The sequence below is a fragment of the Vibrio sp. Hep-1b-8 genome (assembly GCF_006124995.1).
Classification (GTDB): Bacteria; Pseudomonadota; Gammaproteobacteria; order Enterobacterales; family Vibrionaceae; genus Vibrio.
The window spans coordinates 65,872-83,510 of record NZ_QEWN01000086.1; the positions used below are offsets into that span (position 1 = coordinate 65,872).

The following is a 17,639-nucleotide window of genomic DNA, read 5'->3' on the forward strand; positions in this document are numbered from 1 at the left end:
AACTACTGGTTAAGGGAAAATATGCACAACGGCGTGATGAAGGCGTGGCTCGAGTCTTCACACTTGGCTGGCGCCAATGCAACGTATGTAGAGGACCTCTACGAACTGTATCTAAGTGATCCCGATCTGGTAAGTGAGGAGTGGAAACGTGTTTTTGATGGTTTACCAAAGCCGTCAGAAGAAGTGGTTGAACAACCACATTCACGTGTCCGTGACTACTTCCGACGACTCGCTCAAGAAACAAAGCATTACAATGTCCAAGTTAGTGATCCTGATGTCGACGCTAAACAGGTAAAAGTACTTCAATTAATCAATGCTTATCGCTTTCGTGGTCACGAAGCGGCACAGCTTGACCCTCTAGGTTTATGGCAACGTCCACCAGTGGCGGAGCTAGATCCTGCATTCCACAATCTTACACAAGATGATCTTGAAGAAACTTTCAACGTAGGTTCTTTTGCTATCGGCAAAGAGACTATGCAGTTGAAAGATATCCACTCTTCGTTGCAAAAAATCTACTGTGGCTCAGTTGGTGCTGAATACATGCACATGACTGATACTGAACAGAAACGTTGGATCCAGCAGCGTTTGGAATCAGTCGTTGGCCAACCAACGTTCAGCAAGGAAGAAAAACAAGAATTTCTTGAAGAGCTGACAGCAGCGGAAGGCTTGGAGCGTTACTTAGGAGCAAAATTCCCAGGTGCAAAACGTTTCTCGCTTGAAGGTGGTGATGCGCTAATCCCAATGACTAAAGAGTTAATTCGTCATGCCGGTAAGAGCGGTATGCGCGAAGTCGTTATTGGTATGGCTCACCGCGGACGTCTTAACATGCTGGTTAACGTTCTTGGTAAGAAACCACAAGACCTATTTGATGAGTTTGCGGGTAAGCATGGCGATTCATGGGGTACGGGTGATGTTAAATATCACCAAGGTTTCTCTGCTGACTTCGCAACACCAGGTGGCGATGTCCACTTAGCGCTAGCATTCAACCCGTCTCACCTTGAGATTGTTAACCCAGTAGTTATCGGTTCGGTTCGTGCTCGTCAGGATCGTTTAGGTGATACTGATGGTTCAACTGTGCTTCCTATTACCATTCATGGTGACTCAGCGATCGCAGGTCAGGGTGTTGTAGCTGAAACCTTCAACATGTCGCAAGCTCGCGGTTTCCGTGTTGGCGGTACGGTTCGTATCGTAGTTAATAACCAAGTAGGTTTCACTACGTCAAACCCGAACGATACCCGTTCGACTATGTACTGTACTGACATCGCTAAGATGGTTCAGGCGCCAATTTTCCACGTTAACGCTGATGACCCAGAAGCGGTGGCCTTCGTTACTCGTATCGCTCTTGATTACCGTAATGAATTTAAGCGCGATGTGGTGATCGATCTTGTTTGTTACCGTCGCCACGGTCACAACGAAGCTGATGAGCCAAATGCGACTCAGCCACTGATGTATCAAAAGATCAAGAAGCACCCAACGCCACGTAAGCTTTACGCAGACGTGTTGATTGAGCGCGGTGACTTCGGGATCGATACAGCGACGCAGCTAGTGAATGAATATCGTGACGCTCTAGACCGCGGCGAAGTGGTTGTTAAAGAGTGGCGCCCGATGGCATTGCACTCTGTTGACTGGTCGCCATATCTTGGACATGACTGGGACGTTGAGTGGAAAAACGAGTTTGACAAAGGTCGTCTGGTCGAGCTTGGTCAGCGTATTTGTCAGTACCCAGAAAGCCACAAACTACAGAGCCGCGTTAACAAGCTATACAATGACCGTACAGCAATGTTGAGTGGTGAGAAGGCAATTGACTGGGGTATGGCAGAAACACTTGCCTACGCCACTTTGCTTGATGACGGTAAGCGTATTCGTATCTCAGGTCAGGATTCTGGTCGTGGTACTTTCTTCCACCGTCACTCGGTACTGCATAACCAAAATGATGCTAGTACGTTTGTTCCGCTAGCGAACATTCATGACAAGCAAGGTCCGTTCGAGGTCTTCGACTCAGTGCTATCTGAAGAAGCAGTACTTGCGTTTGAGTACGGTTATGCGACGGCTGAGCCTGGCGGCTTAACGATTTGGGAAGCGCAGTTCGGTGATTTTGCTAACGGTGCACAAGTTGTTATCGACCAGTTCATCTCATCTGGTGAGCAGAAGTGGGCACGTCTATGTGGCCTAACAATGCTACTACCGCACGGTTATGAAGGTCAGGGTCCTGAGCACTCGTCTGCTCGTTTAGAACGTTACCTTCAGTTATGTGCTGAACAAAATATGCAAGTTGTTGTTCCTTCAACTCCGGCTCAGGTTTACCACATGATTCGTCGTCAGGTTGTAAGACCGATGCGCCGTCCACTTGTGGTTATGTCTCCAAAATCTCTGCTTCGTCATCCGCTATGTACTTCAACCATTGAAGAGTTAGCAGAAGGCACATTCCAAGCGGCGATTGGTGAGATTGATGACCTAGAAGCTGCGAAGGTGAAACGCGTTGTTTTCTGTTCTGGTAAAGTTTACTTCGATCTGCTCGAGCAGCGTCGTAACAATGAGCAGGATGACGTGGCGATTGTTCGTATTGAACAGCTATACCCATTCCCATTGGATGAGGTTAAGGCTGTCATTGAGCAATACACCAATGTAGAAGATTTTGTCTGGTGTCAGGAAGAGCCTCAAAACCAAGGCGCTTGGTACTGTAGCCAACACAACTTCCGTGCTGCCATCCCAGCAGGTGCAGATCTTAAATACGCTGGTCGTCCAGCATCAGCATCACCTGCAGTAGGTTACATGTCAGTACACTTGAAACAACAGAAAGCGTTGGTTGAAGACGCACTTAACGTGAATACAAAAACTTCGGATTAAGAGCTAGAAGTTAAAGGAAGAAACAGATATGACAATTGAAATTCTGGTTCCAGATTTACCTGAATCTGTCGCTGATGCAACAGTGGCAACATGGCACAAACAACCAGGCGACTTAGTTGCGCGTGATGAAGTACTGGTTGATATCGAGACAGACAAAGTAGTACTTGAAGTACCAGCACCTGAAGCGGGTATTCTGGAAGCCATTATTGAAGAAGAAGGCGCAACAGTACTTTCTAAGCAGTTGATTGCTCGTATTAAGCCAGGTGCGGTAGCGGGTGAACCGACTACGGACACGACTGAAGAGTCAGAAGCGTCTCCAGATAAGCGTCATAAAGCGTCTCTAACTGAAGAGAGCAACGATGCACTAAGCCCAGCAGTCCGTCGTCTTCTTGCTGAACACGGCCTCGAAGCTAGCCAAGTCAAAGGCACTGGTGTAGGCGGTCGTATCACTCGTGAAGATATTGAAGCACATCTTGCGAACGCTAAAGCGGCACCAAAAGCAGATGCTCCTGCTGTTGATGCGCCAGCGGCTGCTCGTAGCCAGAAGCGTGTGCCAATGACGCGTTTACGTAAGACGGTAGCTAACCGTCTTCTAGAAGCGAAAAACAGCACAGCAATGCTAACGACGTTCAACGAAGTAAACATGAAACCAATCATGGATCTTCGTAAGCAGTACAAAGACCAGTTCGAAGAGCGTCACGGTATTCGTTTAGGCTTTATGTCTTTCTACGTGAAAGCGGTGACAGAAGCACTGAAACGTTACCCTGAAGTCAACGCGTCGATTGATGGCGATGATATCGTTTACCACAACTACTTCGACATCAGCATGGCGGTATCTACGCCACGCGGTCTAGTCACTCCAGTTCTAAAAGATTGTGACACACTAGGCTTCGCTGATATCGAAAAAGGTATCAAAGATCTAGCCATCAAAGGCCGTGATGGAAAACTGACGGTTGAAGACTTGATGGGTGGCAACTTCACTATCACTAACGGTGGTGTATTTGGCTCACTGATGTCTACGCCAATCATCAACCCACCACAATCAGCGATTCTTGGTATGCACAAGATTCAAGATCGCCCAATGGCAGTTGATGGTAAAGTAGAAATTCTGCCGATGATGTACCTTGCGCTGTCTTACGATCACCGTTTAATCGATGGTCGTGAATCAGTGGGCTTCCTAGTGACGATTAAAGAGTTGCTAGAAGATCCAGCACGTCTGCTATTAGACGTTTAATATCGCCAAAACGTCTAGTCAGTCATTCTGGCTAGGCGTGCGATAGTTTTAAAGGCTAGACTAGCTCAACTGTCTGGCCTTCATTTGAATCGTTAAGCTACTAGAAAATAGATCGCGGTTGATTTGAGAAGACCCTACAGACGAGTGCTAAAACAGCGCCGTTATGGAAATAATAAAATAAACGGAATATCAAAATGAATTTGCATGAATACCAAGCCAAACAGCTGTTTGCAGAATTCGGTTTGCCTGTACCGGAAGGTTACGCGTGTGATACACCACAAGAAGCTTTTGAAGCGGCGGGTCGTATCTCTACTGAGAAGAAAGTAGTCAAATGTCAGGTTCACGCAGGTGGACGTGGTAAAGCGGGTGGCGTAGAGCTACACGATACGAAAGACGGCGTTAAAGAGTTCGCACAAAAGTGGCTAGGTAAAAACCTAGTGACTTACCAAACAGACGCGAATGGCCAGCCTGTAACAAAAATCCTAGTTGAAGAAGCATCAAACATTGCTAACGAACTTTACCTAGGTGCGGTTGTTGACCGTGCAACTCGTAAAGTTGTATTCATGGCTTCAACTGAAGGTGGTGTTGAAATCGAGAAAGTTGCAGAAGAAACGCCAGAGTTGATTCATAAAGCAGCTATCGATCCACTAGTAGGCCCTCAAGCTTACCAAGGCCGTGAGCTAGCGTTCAAGCTAGGTCTTGAAGGCGACCAAATCAAACAATTTGTTAAGATCTTCATGGGTCTTGGCAACATGTTCTCTCAGTACGACCTAGCTCTACTAGAGATCAACCCTCTTGTTATTACTAGCGAAGGCAACCTGCTGTGTCTAGACGGTAAGATCAACATTGACTCTAACGCAATGTACCGCCAGCCTAAGCTACGTGAAATGCACGATCCTTCGCAAGAAGATGAGCGCGAAGCGCATGCAGCTCAGTGGGAACTGAACTACGTAGCCCTAGACGGTAACGTTGGCTGTATGGTTAACGGTGCTGGCCTAGCAATGGGTACGATGGATATCGTAAACCTACACGGCGGCAAGCCAGCTAACTTCCTAGACGTAGGTGGCGGCGCGACTAAAGAGCGTGTAGCAGAAGCATTCAAGATCATCCTGTCTGATGACAATGTAAAAGCAGTACTCGTTAACATCTTTGGTGGTATCGTTCGTTGTGACATGATCGCTGAAGGTATTATCGGTGCGGTTAAAGAGGTAGGTGTAAACGTACCTGTTGTTGTTCGTCTAGAAGGTACTAACGCAGACTTAGGTCGCGAAGTTCTTGCTAATTCTGATGTTGATATCATTGCAGCTGAGTCTCTAACAGACGCAGCTCAGAAAGTTGTTGCTGCTGCGGAGGGCAAATAATGTCTGTACTAATTAATAAAGACACGAAAGTAATCTGTCAGGGTTTCACTGGTGGTCAAGGTACTTTCCACTCTGAGCAAGCTATCGCATACGGCACACAAATGGTTGGTGGTGTCTCTCCTGGTAAAGGCGGTCAAACACACCTAGGTCTTCCTGTATTCAACACAGTACGTGAAGCAGTAGAAACAACTGGCGCAACAGCAACAGTTATCTACGTACCAGCACCTTTCTGTAAAGATGCCATCCTTGAAGCGATTGATGCGGGCATCGAGCTAATCGTAACTATCACTGAAGGTATCCCTACAACAGATATGATCGACGTGAAAGTGAAGCTAGAAGAAACTGGCGTTCGCATGATCGGTCCTAACTGTCCGGGTCTTATCACTCCTGACGAGTGTAAGATTGGTATCATGCCTGGTCATATCCACAAGAAAGGTAAAGTGGGGATCGTATCTCGTTCAGGTACACTAACTTACGAAGCAGTTAAGCAAACTACTGACGAAGGTTTTGGTCAGTCGACTTGTGTCGGTATTGGTGGTGACCCAATCCCAGGTTCAAACTTCATTGATATTCTGAAGTTGTTCCAAGAAGATCCTGAAACAGAAGCTATCGTAATGATCGGTGAAATCGGTGGTACGGCTGAAGAAGAAGCGGCAGCGTTCATTAAAGAGAACGTCACTAAGCCAGTCGTTTCTTACATCGCTGGTGTTACTGCTCCTCCAGGCAAGCGTATGGGCCATGCTGGTGCGATCATCTCTGGTGGTAAAGGTACAGCAGAAGACAAGTTCGCTGCACTAGAAGCTGCGGGCGTTAAGACGGTTAAGTCTCTAGCAGACATCGGTAAAGGTCTACGTGAAGTAACGGGTTGGTAATCTAACCACTTCAAATAAGAAAGGCTTGGCATTGCGCCAAGCCTTTTGTTTTTCTGCTCTCCAAATATTTGTCATTGCATAGAGCGACGGAAGGAGAGAGTAGGGAGCCTCTATTTCTCTAACTTTTCCTCAAGCGCCACCAATCTTGCCGTCAGATCTATCACTTGCTTTTCTAACTGTTCAATTCGATCAGTATCAGCGACTTCTTGTTTTACTGCGACTTCAACTTTTGGCACACGATTCGAGCTCTTCCAGCTCTTCAAGGTTGTAATCAAAGCCGGCATAGGCACTGATGTACTCAAACGTGCTTTGACGAGCACGACCGTTGGCTCTTTCCCTTCTGCGTGTAACTGTTCAAGGACACCTTTTAGCTCTTGGCTAACATCTTGAGTAAGCATAAAACCTCCATTGCGCTTATATATTTAATCATACCCAGTCAGTCTAAAATTGGCGAATAGAAAATAGTGGAAGAGTCTGTGCGAGATCTCTCACATCTGCTGTGAGACAAACAGCGTTTAAAACACAAGATAAGTACTCTATTTCTTTATAACCTATTGATTTTTATGTCCAAGTTGTTTTGTTTCAATATTGTTGCGCTTTTTAGATTTAACACAGGTATTGTCTATAACGGTAATTCGGGTAAATTAGAACCTGTCGGAAGGATACCGACACGGAACAGGAAAGACCAAGGATTGGGAATCTTCAGGAAGAAGATTGGTTGACTAGGATAGTTAATCAAGCACGGAGCGAAAGAACATTGTAGGGATACAGCCACTGACAGGATGTGAGTGACATGGAAGACAATGGACACCTCTAGGAAGAGGTTAGGACAGTATCAGGAAGATACACAGGACACCACTTAAGGATAGAGTGATGTGCGCTAACTAGGATATGTTAGCTATCAGGATGATGAGGACACCGCTAGGAAGGCGACGGTTGGATAATACTGAAGGATTCAGTAGCTATTAGGGAAGATGCATGGAGCAACTTTTGTAGCCGGACTGCTGCGAGTAAGACTATAGCCCCGATACTAACGTATCGGGGCTTTTCTTAGATCTCACCTTTAGAAAAAATCAAACAACAACGTGCCAAAAACGTTCTAGATCAATAAAGATTGCCATCAGTTGGTTTAACTTCTCGGCTTTGTTTTAAAAGACAATTATTGCTGCTTACAAGGATGTGTCATGACGATAGTGACTCGCCGATCGTTATTGGTCCCTTATAACGACTCTCTACAATCTGAATTTTTGATGCTCAACTGTTGTGCTATTAACCGTGCTCAGATGAATGGAGCACAGACGGTATCTTCTGCTAAAAAACAGTTTGAGAAAGTACTCAATGATCGCACCATATTTGCGATGGCAGTGCTTGATAGTCACACAAGAGAGTACATGGGGCACGTGTTTATTTCTGATTTAGACACGCTTCCTGAGCTTGGTTATATCTTTGACAAAGAGTACTGGGGCAGAGGTATTGCCAGTGAAGTGGTGCAGGCTTTCTTTTCCAAAGCAGCAAGAGATTTGAACGTAGAGCGAGTTATCGCTACCGCCAATGTCGATCATGAGGCGTCGATTCGAATTCTCAAGAAACTTGGTTTCGTATTGAATGCCCACAAACAAGATACGTTTGGCCCCTATGATGAGTTTGTCTTTACATCCGATGTGGCGGCAACTCCACCTTGGCTAGTTGGAAACCTTGCATAAAGATGTGGCCTTGATAGCAGTCATCACCAAGCGACGAAAACTCGAACTGATAAACCGAATGCCAACGCCAGACACCGTCTGGCGTTTTCAGTTTGTGACCTTTAAGCGCCACGCTCAGCAACTGCAAATCGAGCTCTTTACATTTTCGAGAGGCGATACTTTTCGCTAACTCTGCCTGACGTCTTTGTTGCCAAAAAATTAGGCATACAATGGCAAGTGCAAGGATGGCGAACAGGTCATAAATCATCATTACGCCTTAGCGGCTTGCTGTAGGTTAATCAGTGCTTTTGCTAACTCTTCTGATGGGCTGGAGTGAAGCAAAGGAAGCAGTACCATACGAAGCTCAGGGAGCATAACCAAATCGGCGAATAGCTGGTTAAACAGTGTCTGGTTTCCCGTCTGTGCGAGGCGCAGTAGGAATTGTTCGGCAATATCGGCCTCTCTTAACCAGTGCCAGCATCGTCCCGCGATACCAATCAGTACCTCTTGATGACTCAAACGCGCACTTGAAAGAATCTTACCAATGATAGGTTGAGCGATGGCTTCCTCTGCTCCGGACAAGGCTCTCGTGAGCGCGGAGAGTAGGAAGAGATCTGGATCGTGACTGTCAATCTGTGTCTGAGCCATTTCGGCAAGGTTTTGTGCGAGTTTTGTTGGTAACTCGGTATGTTCAAGCGCACCTAGCAAGGCATAGAGAGGTTCGGAAGGCAGATGTTTTAGTGCCTTACGGACATTGACGCCATTTTGTTCCAGCCCAAGTCGCGCACATATATCGGTCACCCCTTGTAAACCAACTGTGTGCCATTTATCCCATTCCAACCCGCCTGCAAAGTATAATTGCGCATGTTCGTAGTACTGGCTGCAAGGTAAATTCATCGCCGCGCGGACTTGGCTATGAAAGACCGCCATTTTGTCGTCTGCCGGCTTAAAGGTATAGGGATTGTTTGCCAGTTTGTCTTGTTGCTCTTCACTTAGCTCTTGGCTAAGACGCGTGCCCATTGCTTCAATGACATATTTGATGAAGTTACCAATATCTGCTTGTTTAAGTAAGCCACGCTCATCTAATTCAAATTTTAGAAACCAAATCCAAGGTTGCTGCTCTTGATTCCAGTAGGCGATAGCGATGTGTGCCTTACGCTGCATTGGATAGGGATAGGCAAGCTGGCCTTTTTCAGCGTCAGCAAAGACCTTTGCGTCGATCTGTTTAATACGACGTCCAAGATCAAAGACCTGATATTGGCAATCACTGTCGGTAAGGAGTTGAGTGAGAGTATGAATGGTTTCCATTGAAGCAATTGTCCTAACTTTATTTACTCTATAAATGGTATTCTATTGCCAATTTTCAAGGTTCCAAACAAAGATTAATGACAAAAGTGAAACAATTGACCGAGCTTATCGACGAGTTAGAGTTGTTGATGCAACAACTTGGTCAGTGGCAAGCGACACCCCCAAGCAAACAGGCTCTGAGTAGTCAGCAGCCGTTTGCCATTGACACCTTAACGCCAAGCGAGTGGTTGCAGTGGATCTTCATTGCCCGTATCCGTTTGCTGATAGAACAAAATCAGCCACTACCGAGCGGATTTTCAATTGCGCCTTACTTTGAGGAGTGCTGGAAAGAACAGCCGCAATTAACACCTTTAGTTACAATTATTCAAAAGTTAGATGAGGAATTCCGCTAGTGCTGGAGATCGTATATCAAGACGAGTATTTCGTTGCCGTCAACAAACCTGCTGGTATGTTAGTTCATCGCAGCTGGCTGGATAAGCACGAAACTCAATTTGTCATGCAAACATTGCGTGACCAAATTGGTCAGCATGTCTTTCCGCTTCATCGCTTGGATAGACCGACTTCCGGGGTTCTTATTTTTGCATTATCAAGTGAGGTTGCGTCTCAAGTGATGCCGATGTTTGCGAATCACGAGATGGAAAAAACCTATCATGCGATTGTTCGCGGTTGGATCATGGAATCCGGTCGTCTCGACTATGCACTTAAGGTTGAGTTGGACAAAATTGCAGATAAGCATGCTAGCCAAGATAAAGAAGCACAAGAAGCGATCACTGACTATCAACCACTGGCTCAAGTCGAAATACCCCATTCCACGGGGAGCTTTCCTACCACTCGTTACTGCTTAATGGAGATGAAGCCACTGACTGGACGAAAACACCAGCTCAGACGCCATATGGCTCATCTACGCCATCCAATCGTTGGTGATACGACACATGGTGACGGTAAACACAACAAGTTGTTTAGAGAAGTGTACGACTCGCATAGACTCTTGCTTCACGCTTCTTCCCTTAAGTTTGTTCATCCATTTACTCAGCGAGAAATTACCATTAAAGCGGGGTTAGATGAAACGTGGCAAAAACTGTGTGCTGAGTTTGGCTGGTCAGCGCCTTAAACTGATCACGTTGAGATTGACCTTTCTCGATAAAAAAGCTCGTCATAATGTAATGACGAGCTGATTCTAGCCTAATGGACTAGTAAAGGTGGCACGCGCCAGTATTGAGCAACGTGAGTGGTTTCTTTATGGTTTGCTATGACGTGTGACAGGCGTGGCAGCAATAATAACAGCCGTTTATTTTAAGCTCAGGGAATGTGTTTTTTGCATGCTCTAAGGCGCTTTGACTTGAGGAATGAAGCCCTAGTTTGATGAGATTCTCCACCCTTGGCATATATGTACAACCCGTTGTGGCATTATGAATTTCGTGTTCACCAGCGTATTGCGACTGTTTGGTGAGAATGTATTTGTGATTCATGGTTTTGCCTCGTTATAGTTTTGATTCACATATCAAAAAAAGTGTGCCTACAAGTAGGCAACGCAGCAAATTACAGTCATTGTTCTGGAATATTATTCCCAAATGTTAATGCTTACTTTGGTAATTACGATCTAAGATCGTAGGAGAGTGGAGACAAAAATGCCCTCATTGAGAGGGCATTGGATAGGTTGCAATCTGTTTAACTAGCTTGCTAAATATTGACGAATAGCAACTTCGATACCTTTTCCATCAAGACCAAGCTCTTGATACAGCTCTTCTTGAGTACCCTGATGAATGAACTTATCCGGGAGGCCAAGGTTGAGTACTGGCTTGATAAGTTTCTCTCTCATCATAAATTCGACTACGCCAGAACCTGCACCGCCAGCGATGGCGTTTTCTTCGATGGTGACGATGACGTCGTGTTCAGCGGCAAGCTGTTTAATCAACTCTTCATCGAGTGGTTTGACAAAGCGCATATCCGCTACCGTGGCATTGAGTGCTTGTGCGGCCTCAAGTGCATTACCTAAGAAGGTGCCGAAGTTGAGGATAGCGATTTTCTCACCTTGACGAACTAGGCGGCCTTTACCGATTTCTAATGCCGTAAACTGTTTCTCTATGTCAACGCCCATGCCTGTACCACGAGGGTAACGGACAGCCGACGGGCCAGTATGTTGATGACCAGTGTAGAGCATTTGGCGGCATTCGTTCTCATCGCTCGGCGCCATGATGACCATATTCGGGATACAGCGCATAAAGCTCAGGTCAAAGGCACCTTGGTGAGTTTGACCGTCCGCACCAACCAGCCCTGCACGGTCTATAGCAAACATTACCGGTAAATCCATGATGGCAACATCGTGAATGAGCTGATCGTAGCCACGCTGCAAGAAGGTAGAATAAATCGCCACAATAGGGTGATCGCCAGCAATGGCCATACCTGTAGCCAAGGTCACTGCATGTTGCTCAGCAATCGCAACATCGAAGTATTGGTCAGGATACTCTTTAGAGAAGCGAACCATCCCAGAACCTTCACGCATAGCGGGAGTGATCGCCATAAGCTTAGGATCTTGAGCCGCCATATCACACAGGAAGTCACCGAAAATTTTCGAGTAACTTGGCAGTCCACCGCTGCTTTTTGGCAGAGAGTTGTGGCTCGGGTCGAACTTAGGCACGCCGTGGTAGCCAATCGGGTCTTTTTCTGCTGGCTCGTAGCCTTTGCCTTTTTTGGTCATGATATGTAAAAACTGCGGACCTTTTAGTTCACGCATGTTCTTTAGAGTTTTGACCAACTCATTTACGTCATGGCCATCGACAGGGCCGATGTAGTTAAAACCTAACTCTTCAAATAGAGTGCCTGGTACCACCATGCCTTTAAGATGTTCTTCAGTACGACGAACCAACTCTTTAATCGGGGGGACACCTGACAGTACTTTTTTACCGCCTTCACGAATCGAGGTGTACAAGCTTCCTGATAGTACTTGAGCTAAATGATTGTTCAGAGCACCAACGTTCTCAGAAATCGACATTTCATTGTCGTTTAAGATCACCAGCATATCAGGGTGGACATCACCCGCATGGTTCATGGCTTCAAATGCCATCCCTGCGGTGATAGCACCATCGCCGATCACACTAACGACTTTGCGGTTTTTGCCTTCTTTACCCGCGCTGATAGCCATACCAAGGCCAGCACTGATCGATGTCGAAGAGTGGCCGACTGATAGTGTGTCGTACTCACTCTCTTCACGCCATGGGAAGGGGTGTAAACCATCTTTTTGGCGAATCGTTGGCATTTGGTCGCGACGACCCGTTAGGATTTTATGCGGGTACGCTTGGTGACCAACATCCCACACCAATTGATCAAAAGGTGTGTTGTAGACGTAATGAAGCGCCACAGTCAGTTCAACTGTGCCTAGACCAGAAGCGAGGTGGCCGCTGGATTGACTTACTGAATTAAGTAAGTAAGTGCGTAATTCATCACACAGCTTTGGCAGCACTTCCTTAGGAAGGCTGCGCAGCTCATCAGGAGTATCTGCTAGAGCCAGTGTCGGATATTTCGAAATATCAAGAGTCATATAAATGCGCGCTTATAGTGTTAGTTCTTGCGCTCGATGACGTATCGGGCGAACTCTTCGAGTAACTCTGTATTGTATGGGATTGCGTTCAAAGCTTGAAGAGCTTCATTTAACAGAGTGTGAGCTTTGTTTATAGCTCCGTCCAATCCTAGCAAAGCGGGATAGGTACTTTTGTTTAATTGTTGGTCAGAACCTTGTGGTTTACCCAAGGTTTCAGTATCACTAATGATATCTAGAATGTCATCTTGGACTTGGAAAGCGAGACCAATAGCATCGGCATATTGATCTAGAAGCGGCAGGACTTGCGCTCCTTTTTCACCGGCGGCTAAGGCGCCTAAACGAATGGCTGATTTCATTAACGCCCCCGTTTTGTTGCGGTGAATCTCTTCCAACTCTTCGAGCGTTACGCTGCGGTTTTCTGCGGCTAAGTCTAGGGCTTGGCCCATACACATACCATTGGCACCGGAAGCATCGGCAAGCACCTTAACCATCTGAATACGTTGCCTTTCTGCATGCGGAGCCAAAGGGCCTTCTGCGAGAATGGTAAACGCAAGGGTTTGCAGCGCATCACCCGTCAAGATAGCGGTCGCTTCGTCAAACTTGATGTGGCAGGTTGGGTGACCACGACGCAGTTCATCGTCATCCATAGCCGGTAAGTCATCATGAATTAACGAGTAAGCATGGATGCACTCAACAGCGGAAGCCGGAGTGTCTAAGTCGTTAAGTTCGCATCCGAGCATCTGGCCAGTAATATAGACCAGAAACGGACGGGCGCGTTTGCCACCAAGCAATAAGCCATAACGCATCGCCTCGATAAGAGGTAGGTTTTGATGGGGCAATGACTTGAGCCAGTTTTCTAACTGGGCATTGTTTCGTTGTTGTAGTGAGGATAGTGCCTCTTGCATAACAGACATCTTCTCGTTCAATTACTCTGGTAGAGCATCGAAATCACTCAGTGGCGATTCGTCATCGTTTTGTAACAAAATACTGACACGTTGTTCAGCATCACTGAGTTTGGCTTGGCCTGCGCGAGCAAGCGTAATACCACGCTCAAAGTTCTTGAGTGCATCGTCTAATGCTAAATCACCATTTTCGAGGTTTTCTACAATCGCATCGAGCTCTTCAATCGTCGCTTCGAAGGTCATGTTTTCCGGTTTTTTGCTCGCCATAACTTTTCTACACAGGTAAAGATGCTCGAAAGTTACCTTAGCCATTAATGATGGTCAAATTTAACCGAGTAAATTTGTCAGAAAAATGGAGTTAAAGCGTTCATTTTATGTAGCCAAGTAAATAATAGGGTTAAAGGCCTAGTACTCAGAATGGGGTAAGCATCTATATTTATGTGAATGCGGTATCAATAAAATACTAAAGATCTGAAGATGTTGCCGATATAATTTGTTAGAAGCTCAAAGATAGCATGAGGAGTGCTCTGTGGATTTAGCAACGCTGATAGGACTGATTGGCGGTTTGGCTTTCGTTGTCATGGCGATGATACTCGGCGGAAGCATTATGATGTTCGTCGATGTCACATCAATACTTATCGTGGTGGGTGGTTCTACCTTCGTGGTGTTGATGAAGTTCACTATGGGGCAGTTTTTTGGTGCCGCCAAGATCGCCGGTAAAGCCTTTATGTTCAAAGCTGATGAGCCTGAAGATTTGATCGCTAAAGTGGTTGAAATGGCTGACGCAGCTCGTAAAGGTGGATTTCTTGCCCTTGAGGAGATGGAGATCAGTAACAGCTTTATGCAAAAAGGCATCGACTTACTCGTCGATGGTCACGATGCTGATGTTGTTCGTGCCGCGCTGCAAAAAGACATCGCGCTGACGGATGAGCGACATGATTTTGGTTCGAGTGTTTTCAGAGCATTCGGTGACGTTGCGCCTGCGATGGGGATGATCGGTACACTGGTTGGTCTGGTTGCGATGCTGTCTAACATGGATGATCCTAAAGCGATCGGTCCTGCAATGGCGGTTGCGCTTTTGACAACCTTATACGGTGCGATCTTGTCCAACATGTTGTTTTTCCCGATTGCGGACAAGCTTTCACTGCGCCGTGAGCAAGAAAAATTGAATCGTCGTCTGATTATGGATGGCGTCTTAGCAATCCAAGATGGCCAAAACCCTCGAGTGATAGATAGTTATCTGAAAAACTACCTCAATGAAGGTAAACGTGCTCTTGACGTAGATAACGAGTAAGGACGCAGTTATGGATGATGATAACGACTGCAAATGTCCGCCGCCCGGCCTCCCGCTTTGGATGGGAACATTTGCAGACTTGATGTCACTATTGATGTGTTTCTTCGTACTGCTTCTTTCGTTTTCGGAGATGGACGTACTGAAGTTCAAACAGATCGCAGGTTCGATGAAGTTTGCATTTGGTGTTCAAAACCGTCTTGAAGTGAAAGATATCCCTAAAGGTACCAGTATCATTGCGCAAGAGTTTAGGCCAGGTCGCCCTGAGCCAACACCGATTGACGTGATTATGCAGCAGACCATCGATATTACTCAGCAGACGCTTGAATTTCACGAAGGTGAATCAGATAGAGCTGGTGGTACTCAAAGGGATCAAGGTTCCTTAACTGGTGGACAATCACCAGATACTTCAACGCAGAACAATCAAAATTCTGAGTCGGATAATGAGCAGCAACAGTCTGCTGAGATGTCTCAAGAGCTTGAAACTGTAATGGAAAGTATCAAGAAAGCTCTAGAACGCGAGATAGAGCAAGGCGCGATTGAAGTTGAAAATCTCGGTCAGCAAATAGATATACGCATTAGAGAAAAAGGTGCGTTCCCAGAAGGTTCAGCATTCTTACAACCTAAGTTCCGACCTTTGGTGCGTCAGATAGCGGATTTGGTTAAAGACATTCCGGGGGTTGTGAGAGTATCAGGACATACAGACAATCAACGTATTGATTCTGAACTCTACCGATCTAACTGGGATCTGTCGGCGCAGCGTGCTGTCTCTGTTGCTCAAGAAATGGAGAAGGTACGTGGGTTTAATCACCAACGTCTCCAAGTGAGAGGTATGGCAGATACAGAGCCGTTGGGGCCAAATGATACTGAAGCTCAACGTTCAAGAAATCGACGAGTAGAAATCAGTATTATGCAAGGTGAACCACTTCTGAGTGACGAAGTTCCTGCTTTACAATAGCAAGCTAAAAAGACGAGCAAAAAGCTCGTCTTTTTTATGGCCATTGCTTCATGTATAATCTTGCGCCCTTAGAGGCAGTACATGGCGAAAGACCGCTGCTACGCTCTAATAGAGCATTAAACTAGCGAAACAGTTAACTTGTGAAGTGAATTATGAAATTTATCGTAAAGCCCCATCCAGAAATTTTTGTAAAAAGTGAGTCTGTGCGTAAGCGCTTCACAAAGATTCTTGAATGCAATATCCGTAACATCGTCAAGAGTCGTACAGAGTCTGTTGCTGTCTTTAACCGCCGTGACCATATTGAAGTGACTTCTGAGTCATCTGAATACTACAAAGAGACTCTTGAAGTATTGACGCAAACTCCAGGTATCCACCATGTACTGGAAGTTCAGCAGTCAGAGTTCAAAGATCTGCATGACATCTACGAACAGGTGTTAGAGCTAAATCGTCCACTTATTGAAGGGAAAACCTTTGTGGTACGTGCTAAGCGCCGTGGTAAACACGACTTTACTTCAATTGAATTAGAGCGTTACGTCGGTGGTGGTCTGAACCAAGCGGTAGAAAGTGCGAGTGTTCGTTTACGCAACCCAGATGTGACCGTGAAACTTGAAGTCGCAAATGAAAAGCTAAATCAAGTAATCGCTCGTCACAAAGGTCTTGGTGGTTTCCCTCTGGGAACACAAGAAGATGTTCTTAGCTTGATCTCTGGTGGCTTTGATTCGGGCGTCTCTAGCTACCTGCACATCAAACGTGGTTCTAAAGTACATTACTGTTTCTTTAACCTAGGTGGTCCAGCACACGAAATTGGCGTTAAGCAAGTCGCTTACTACCTATGGAACAAATACGGTTCTTCGGCAAAAGTACGTTTTATTTCCGTAAACTTTGAGCCTGTTGTAGGCGAGATTTTAGAGAAAGTGGATGACGGTCAAATGGGCGTTATTCTTAAGCGTATGTTTATGCGTGCTGCGGGTATGGTGGCAGAGAAATTTAAGATTGAAGCTTTGGTGACTGGTGAGGCACTCGGTCAGGTTTCAAGCCAAACTCTGACCAACCTACGTCATATCGATAATGTGACTGATACGCTAATCCTACGTCCACTGATCAACTGGGATAAAGAAGACATCATTAACCTAGCTCGTGATATCGGCACTGAAGACTTCGCGAAAACAATGCCAGAGTACTGTGGTGTGATTTCTAAGAAGCCAACGGTTAAAGCGATTAAAGCGAAACTGGACGCTGAAGAAGAGAAATTCGATTTCGATATCCTTGAGCAAGTTGTTCGTGACGCGCGAGTGATGGATATTCGTGATATTGCTAAAGAGACAGAAAAAGCGGCTCCTGAAGTTGAGCAAGTTCAAGCAATTGAACAGCATGCGATTGTACTTGATATTCGTAGCCCTGAAGAGGAAGACGATAACCCGTTAGAAATTGACGGTGTAGAGGTTAAGCACATTCCATTCTTCAAACTAGGCACTCAGTTTGGTGATCTAGACCAGTCGAAGACTTACCTGCTGTACTGTGACCGAGGCGTAATGAGCCGCCTACAGGCTCTTTACCTACAAGAGCAGGGCTTCCATAACGTGAAGGTTTACCGCCCTTAATCTCGGTAAATTCAAGGTTATTAAAAAGCGCAAATCGGTCACTCG

General features: G+C 45.9%; 16 protein-coding genes. 10 read left to right on the forward strand and 6 right to left on the reverse strand.

What is annotated here, in order from left to right; genetic code table 11:
- Positions 1 to 21: 21 nt before the first annotated feature.
- The 4 genes from sucA (at position 22) to sucD (ending at position 6,314) form a co-directional block, all read left to right on the forward strand.
- Positions 22 to 2,847, forward strand: a complete 2,826-nt coding sequence (gene sucA / locus DA100_RS08795; RefSeq protein WP_138971790.1) for a 2-oxoglutarate dehydrogenase E1 component — start codon at positions 22 to 24, stop codon at positions 2,845 to 2,847.
- Between the two features lie 28 nt (positions 2,848 to 2,875).
- Complete coding sequence (odhB, locus tag DA100_RS08800; RefSeq protein WP_138971791.1) at positions 2,876 to 4,081, forward strand: 2-oxoglutarate dehydrogenase complex dihydrolipoyllysine-residue succinyltransferase; 1,206 nt, start codon at positions 2,876 to 2,878, stop codon at positions 4,079 to 4,081.
- A gap of 194 nt (positions 4,082 to 4,275) precedes the next feature.
- On the forward strand, positions 4,276 to 5,442 hold the full coding sequence (gene sucC / locus DA100_RS08805) for an ADP-forming succinate--CoA ligase subunit beta (RefSeq protein WP_138971792.1): 1,167 nt from the start codon (positions 4,276 to 4,278) through the stop codon (positions 5,440 to 5,442).
- Entirely contained in the window at positions 5,442 to 6,314 is an 873-nt protein-coding gene (sucD, locus tag DA100_RS08810; protein ID WP_138971793.1) for a succinate--CoA ligase subunit alpha, read from the forward strand. Before sucC ends, sucD begins: the two co-directional genes overlap by 1 nt.
- Positions 6,315 to 6,424: 110 nt before the next feature.
- Here the strand turns inward: sucD and DA100_RS08815 are convergent, their stop codons facing one another.
- Positions 6,425 to 6,712 carry a hypothetical protein gene (locus DA100_RS08815; RefSeq protein WP_138971794.1) on the reverse strand — a complete coding sequence of 96 codons (288 nt, stop codon included), beginning with the start codon at positions 6,710 to 6,712 and terminating at the stop codon, positions 6,425 to 6,427.
- 786 nt (positions 6,713 to 7,498) lie between these two features.
- Between DA100_RS08815 and DA100_RS08820 the strand changes: the two genes are divergently transcribed.
- Positions 7,499 to 8,017, forward strand: coding sequence for a GNAT family N-acetyltransferase (locus DA100_RS08820; RefSeq protein WP_138971795.1), 519 nt, complete (start codon positions 7,499 to 7,501; stop codon positions 8,015 to 8,017).
- On the opposite strand, the gene DA100_RS08825 is transcribed toward DA100_RS08820, so the two are convergent.
- Together DA100_RS08825 and DA100_RS08830 are read right to left on the reverse strand one after the other, a co-directional pair.
- Positions 7,965 to 8,264 (reverse strand): DUF3301 domain-containing protein, encoded by a 300-nt coding sequence (locus tag DA100_RS08825; protein ID WP_138971819.1) that lies wholly within the window; start codon positions 8,262 to 8,264, stop codon positions 7,965 to 7,967. The genes DA100_RS08820 and DA100_RS08825 overlap by 53 nt on opposite strands.
- Positions 8,265 to 8,266: 2 nt before the next feature.
- On the reverse strand, positions 8,267 to 9,304 hold the full coding sequence (locus tag DA100_RS08830; RefSeq protein WP_138971796.1) for a DUF3549 family protein: 1,038 nt from the start codon (positions 9,302 to 9,304) through the stop codon (positions 8,267 to 8,269).
- Positions 9,305 to 9,381: 77 nt separating this feature from the next.
- On the opposite strand from DA100_RS08830, the gene DA100_RS08835 reads away from it, so the two are divergent.
- A complete protein-coding gene (locus tag DA100_RS08835) occupies positions 9,382 to 9,696 on the forward strand; it encodes a YqcC family protein (protein ID WP_138971797.1) in 315 nt (104 codons plus the stop codon).
- Positions 9,696 to 10,415, forward strand: coding sequence for a tRNA pseudouridine(65) synthase TruC (gene truC, locus DA100_RS08840; protein WP_138971798.1), 720 nt, complete (start codon positions 9,696 to 9,698; stop codon positions 10,413 to 10,415). The genes DA100_RS08835 and truC overlap by 1 nt, the downstream gene beginning before the upstream one ends.
- 561 nt (positions 10,416 to 10,976) lie before the next feature.
- On the opposite strand, the gene dxs is transcribed toward truC, so the two are convergent.
- Genes dxs through xseB form a run of 3 tightly spaced genes read right to left on the reverse strand, consistent with a single transcriptional unit; the run spans position 10,977 to position 14,011 of the window.
- Complete coding sequence (gene dxs / locus DA100_RS08850) at positions 10,977 to 12,842, reverse strand: 1-deoxy-D-xylulose-5-phosphate synthase (protein ID WP_138971800.1); 1,866 nt, start codon at positions 12,840 to 12,842, stop codon at positions 10,977 to 10,979.
- A 20-nt stretch (positions 12,843 to 12,862) separates the two neighbouring features.
- The gene (gene ispA / locus DA100_RS08855; protein ID WP_138971820.1) at positions 12,863 to 13,747 is read right to left on the reverse strand and encodes a (2E,6E)-farnesyl diphosphate synthase; all 885 of its coding nucleotides are present in this window, start codon (positions 13,745 to 13,747) and stop codon (positions 12,863 to 12,865) included.
- A gap of 21 nt (positions 13,748 to 13,768) precedes the next feature.
- The gene (gene xseB / locus DA100_RS08860; protein WP_138971801.1) at positions 13,769 to 14,011 is read right to left on the reverse strand and encodes an exodeoxyribonuclease VII small subunit; all 243 of its coding nucleotides are present in this window, start codon (positions 14,009 to 14,011) and stop codon (positions 13,769 to 13,771) included.
- A gap of 262 nt (positions 14,012 to 14,273) precedes the next feature.
- Here xseB and pomA point away from each other — a divergent pair, with 262 nt between their 5' ends.
- The 3 genes from pomA to thiI all read left to right on the forward strand — a co-directional run bounded on the left by pomA (position 14,274) and on the right by thiI (position 17,594).
- Positions 14,274 to 15,038 carry a flagellar motor protein PomA gene (pomA, locus tag DA100_RS08865; RefSeq protein WP_138971802.1) on the forward strand — a complete coding sequence of 255 codons (765 nt, stop codon included), beginning with the start codon at positions 14,274 to 14,276 and terminating at the stop codon, positions 15,036 to 15,038.
- A gap of 10 nt (positions 15,039 to 15,048) precedes the next feature.
- A complete protein-coding gene (locus DA100_RS08870) occupies positions 15,049 to 15,993 on the forward strand; it encodes a flagellar motor protein MotB (RefSeq protein ID WP_138971803.1) in 945 nt (314 codons plus the stop codon).
- Between the two features lie 152 nt (positions 15,994 to 16,145).
- Positions 16,146 to 17,594 (forward strand): tRNA uracil 4-sulfurtransferase ThiI, encoded by a 1,449-nt coding sequence (thiI, locus tag DA100_RS08875; protein WP_138971804.1) that lies wholly within the window; start codon positions 16,146 to 16,148, stop codon positions 17,592 to 17,594.
- The last annotated feature ends 45 nt before the right edge of the window (positions 17,595 to 17,639 follow it).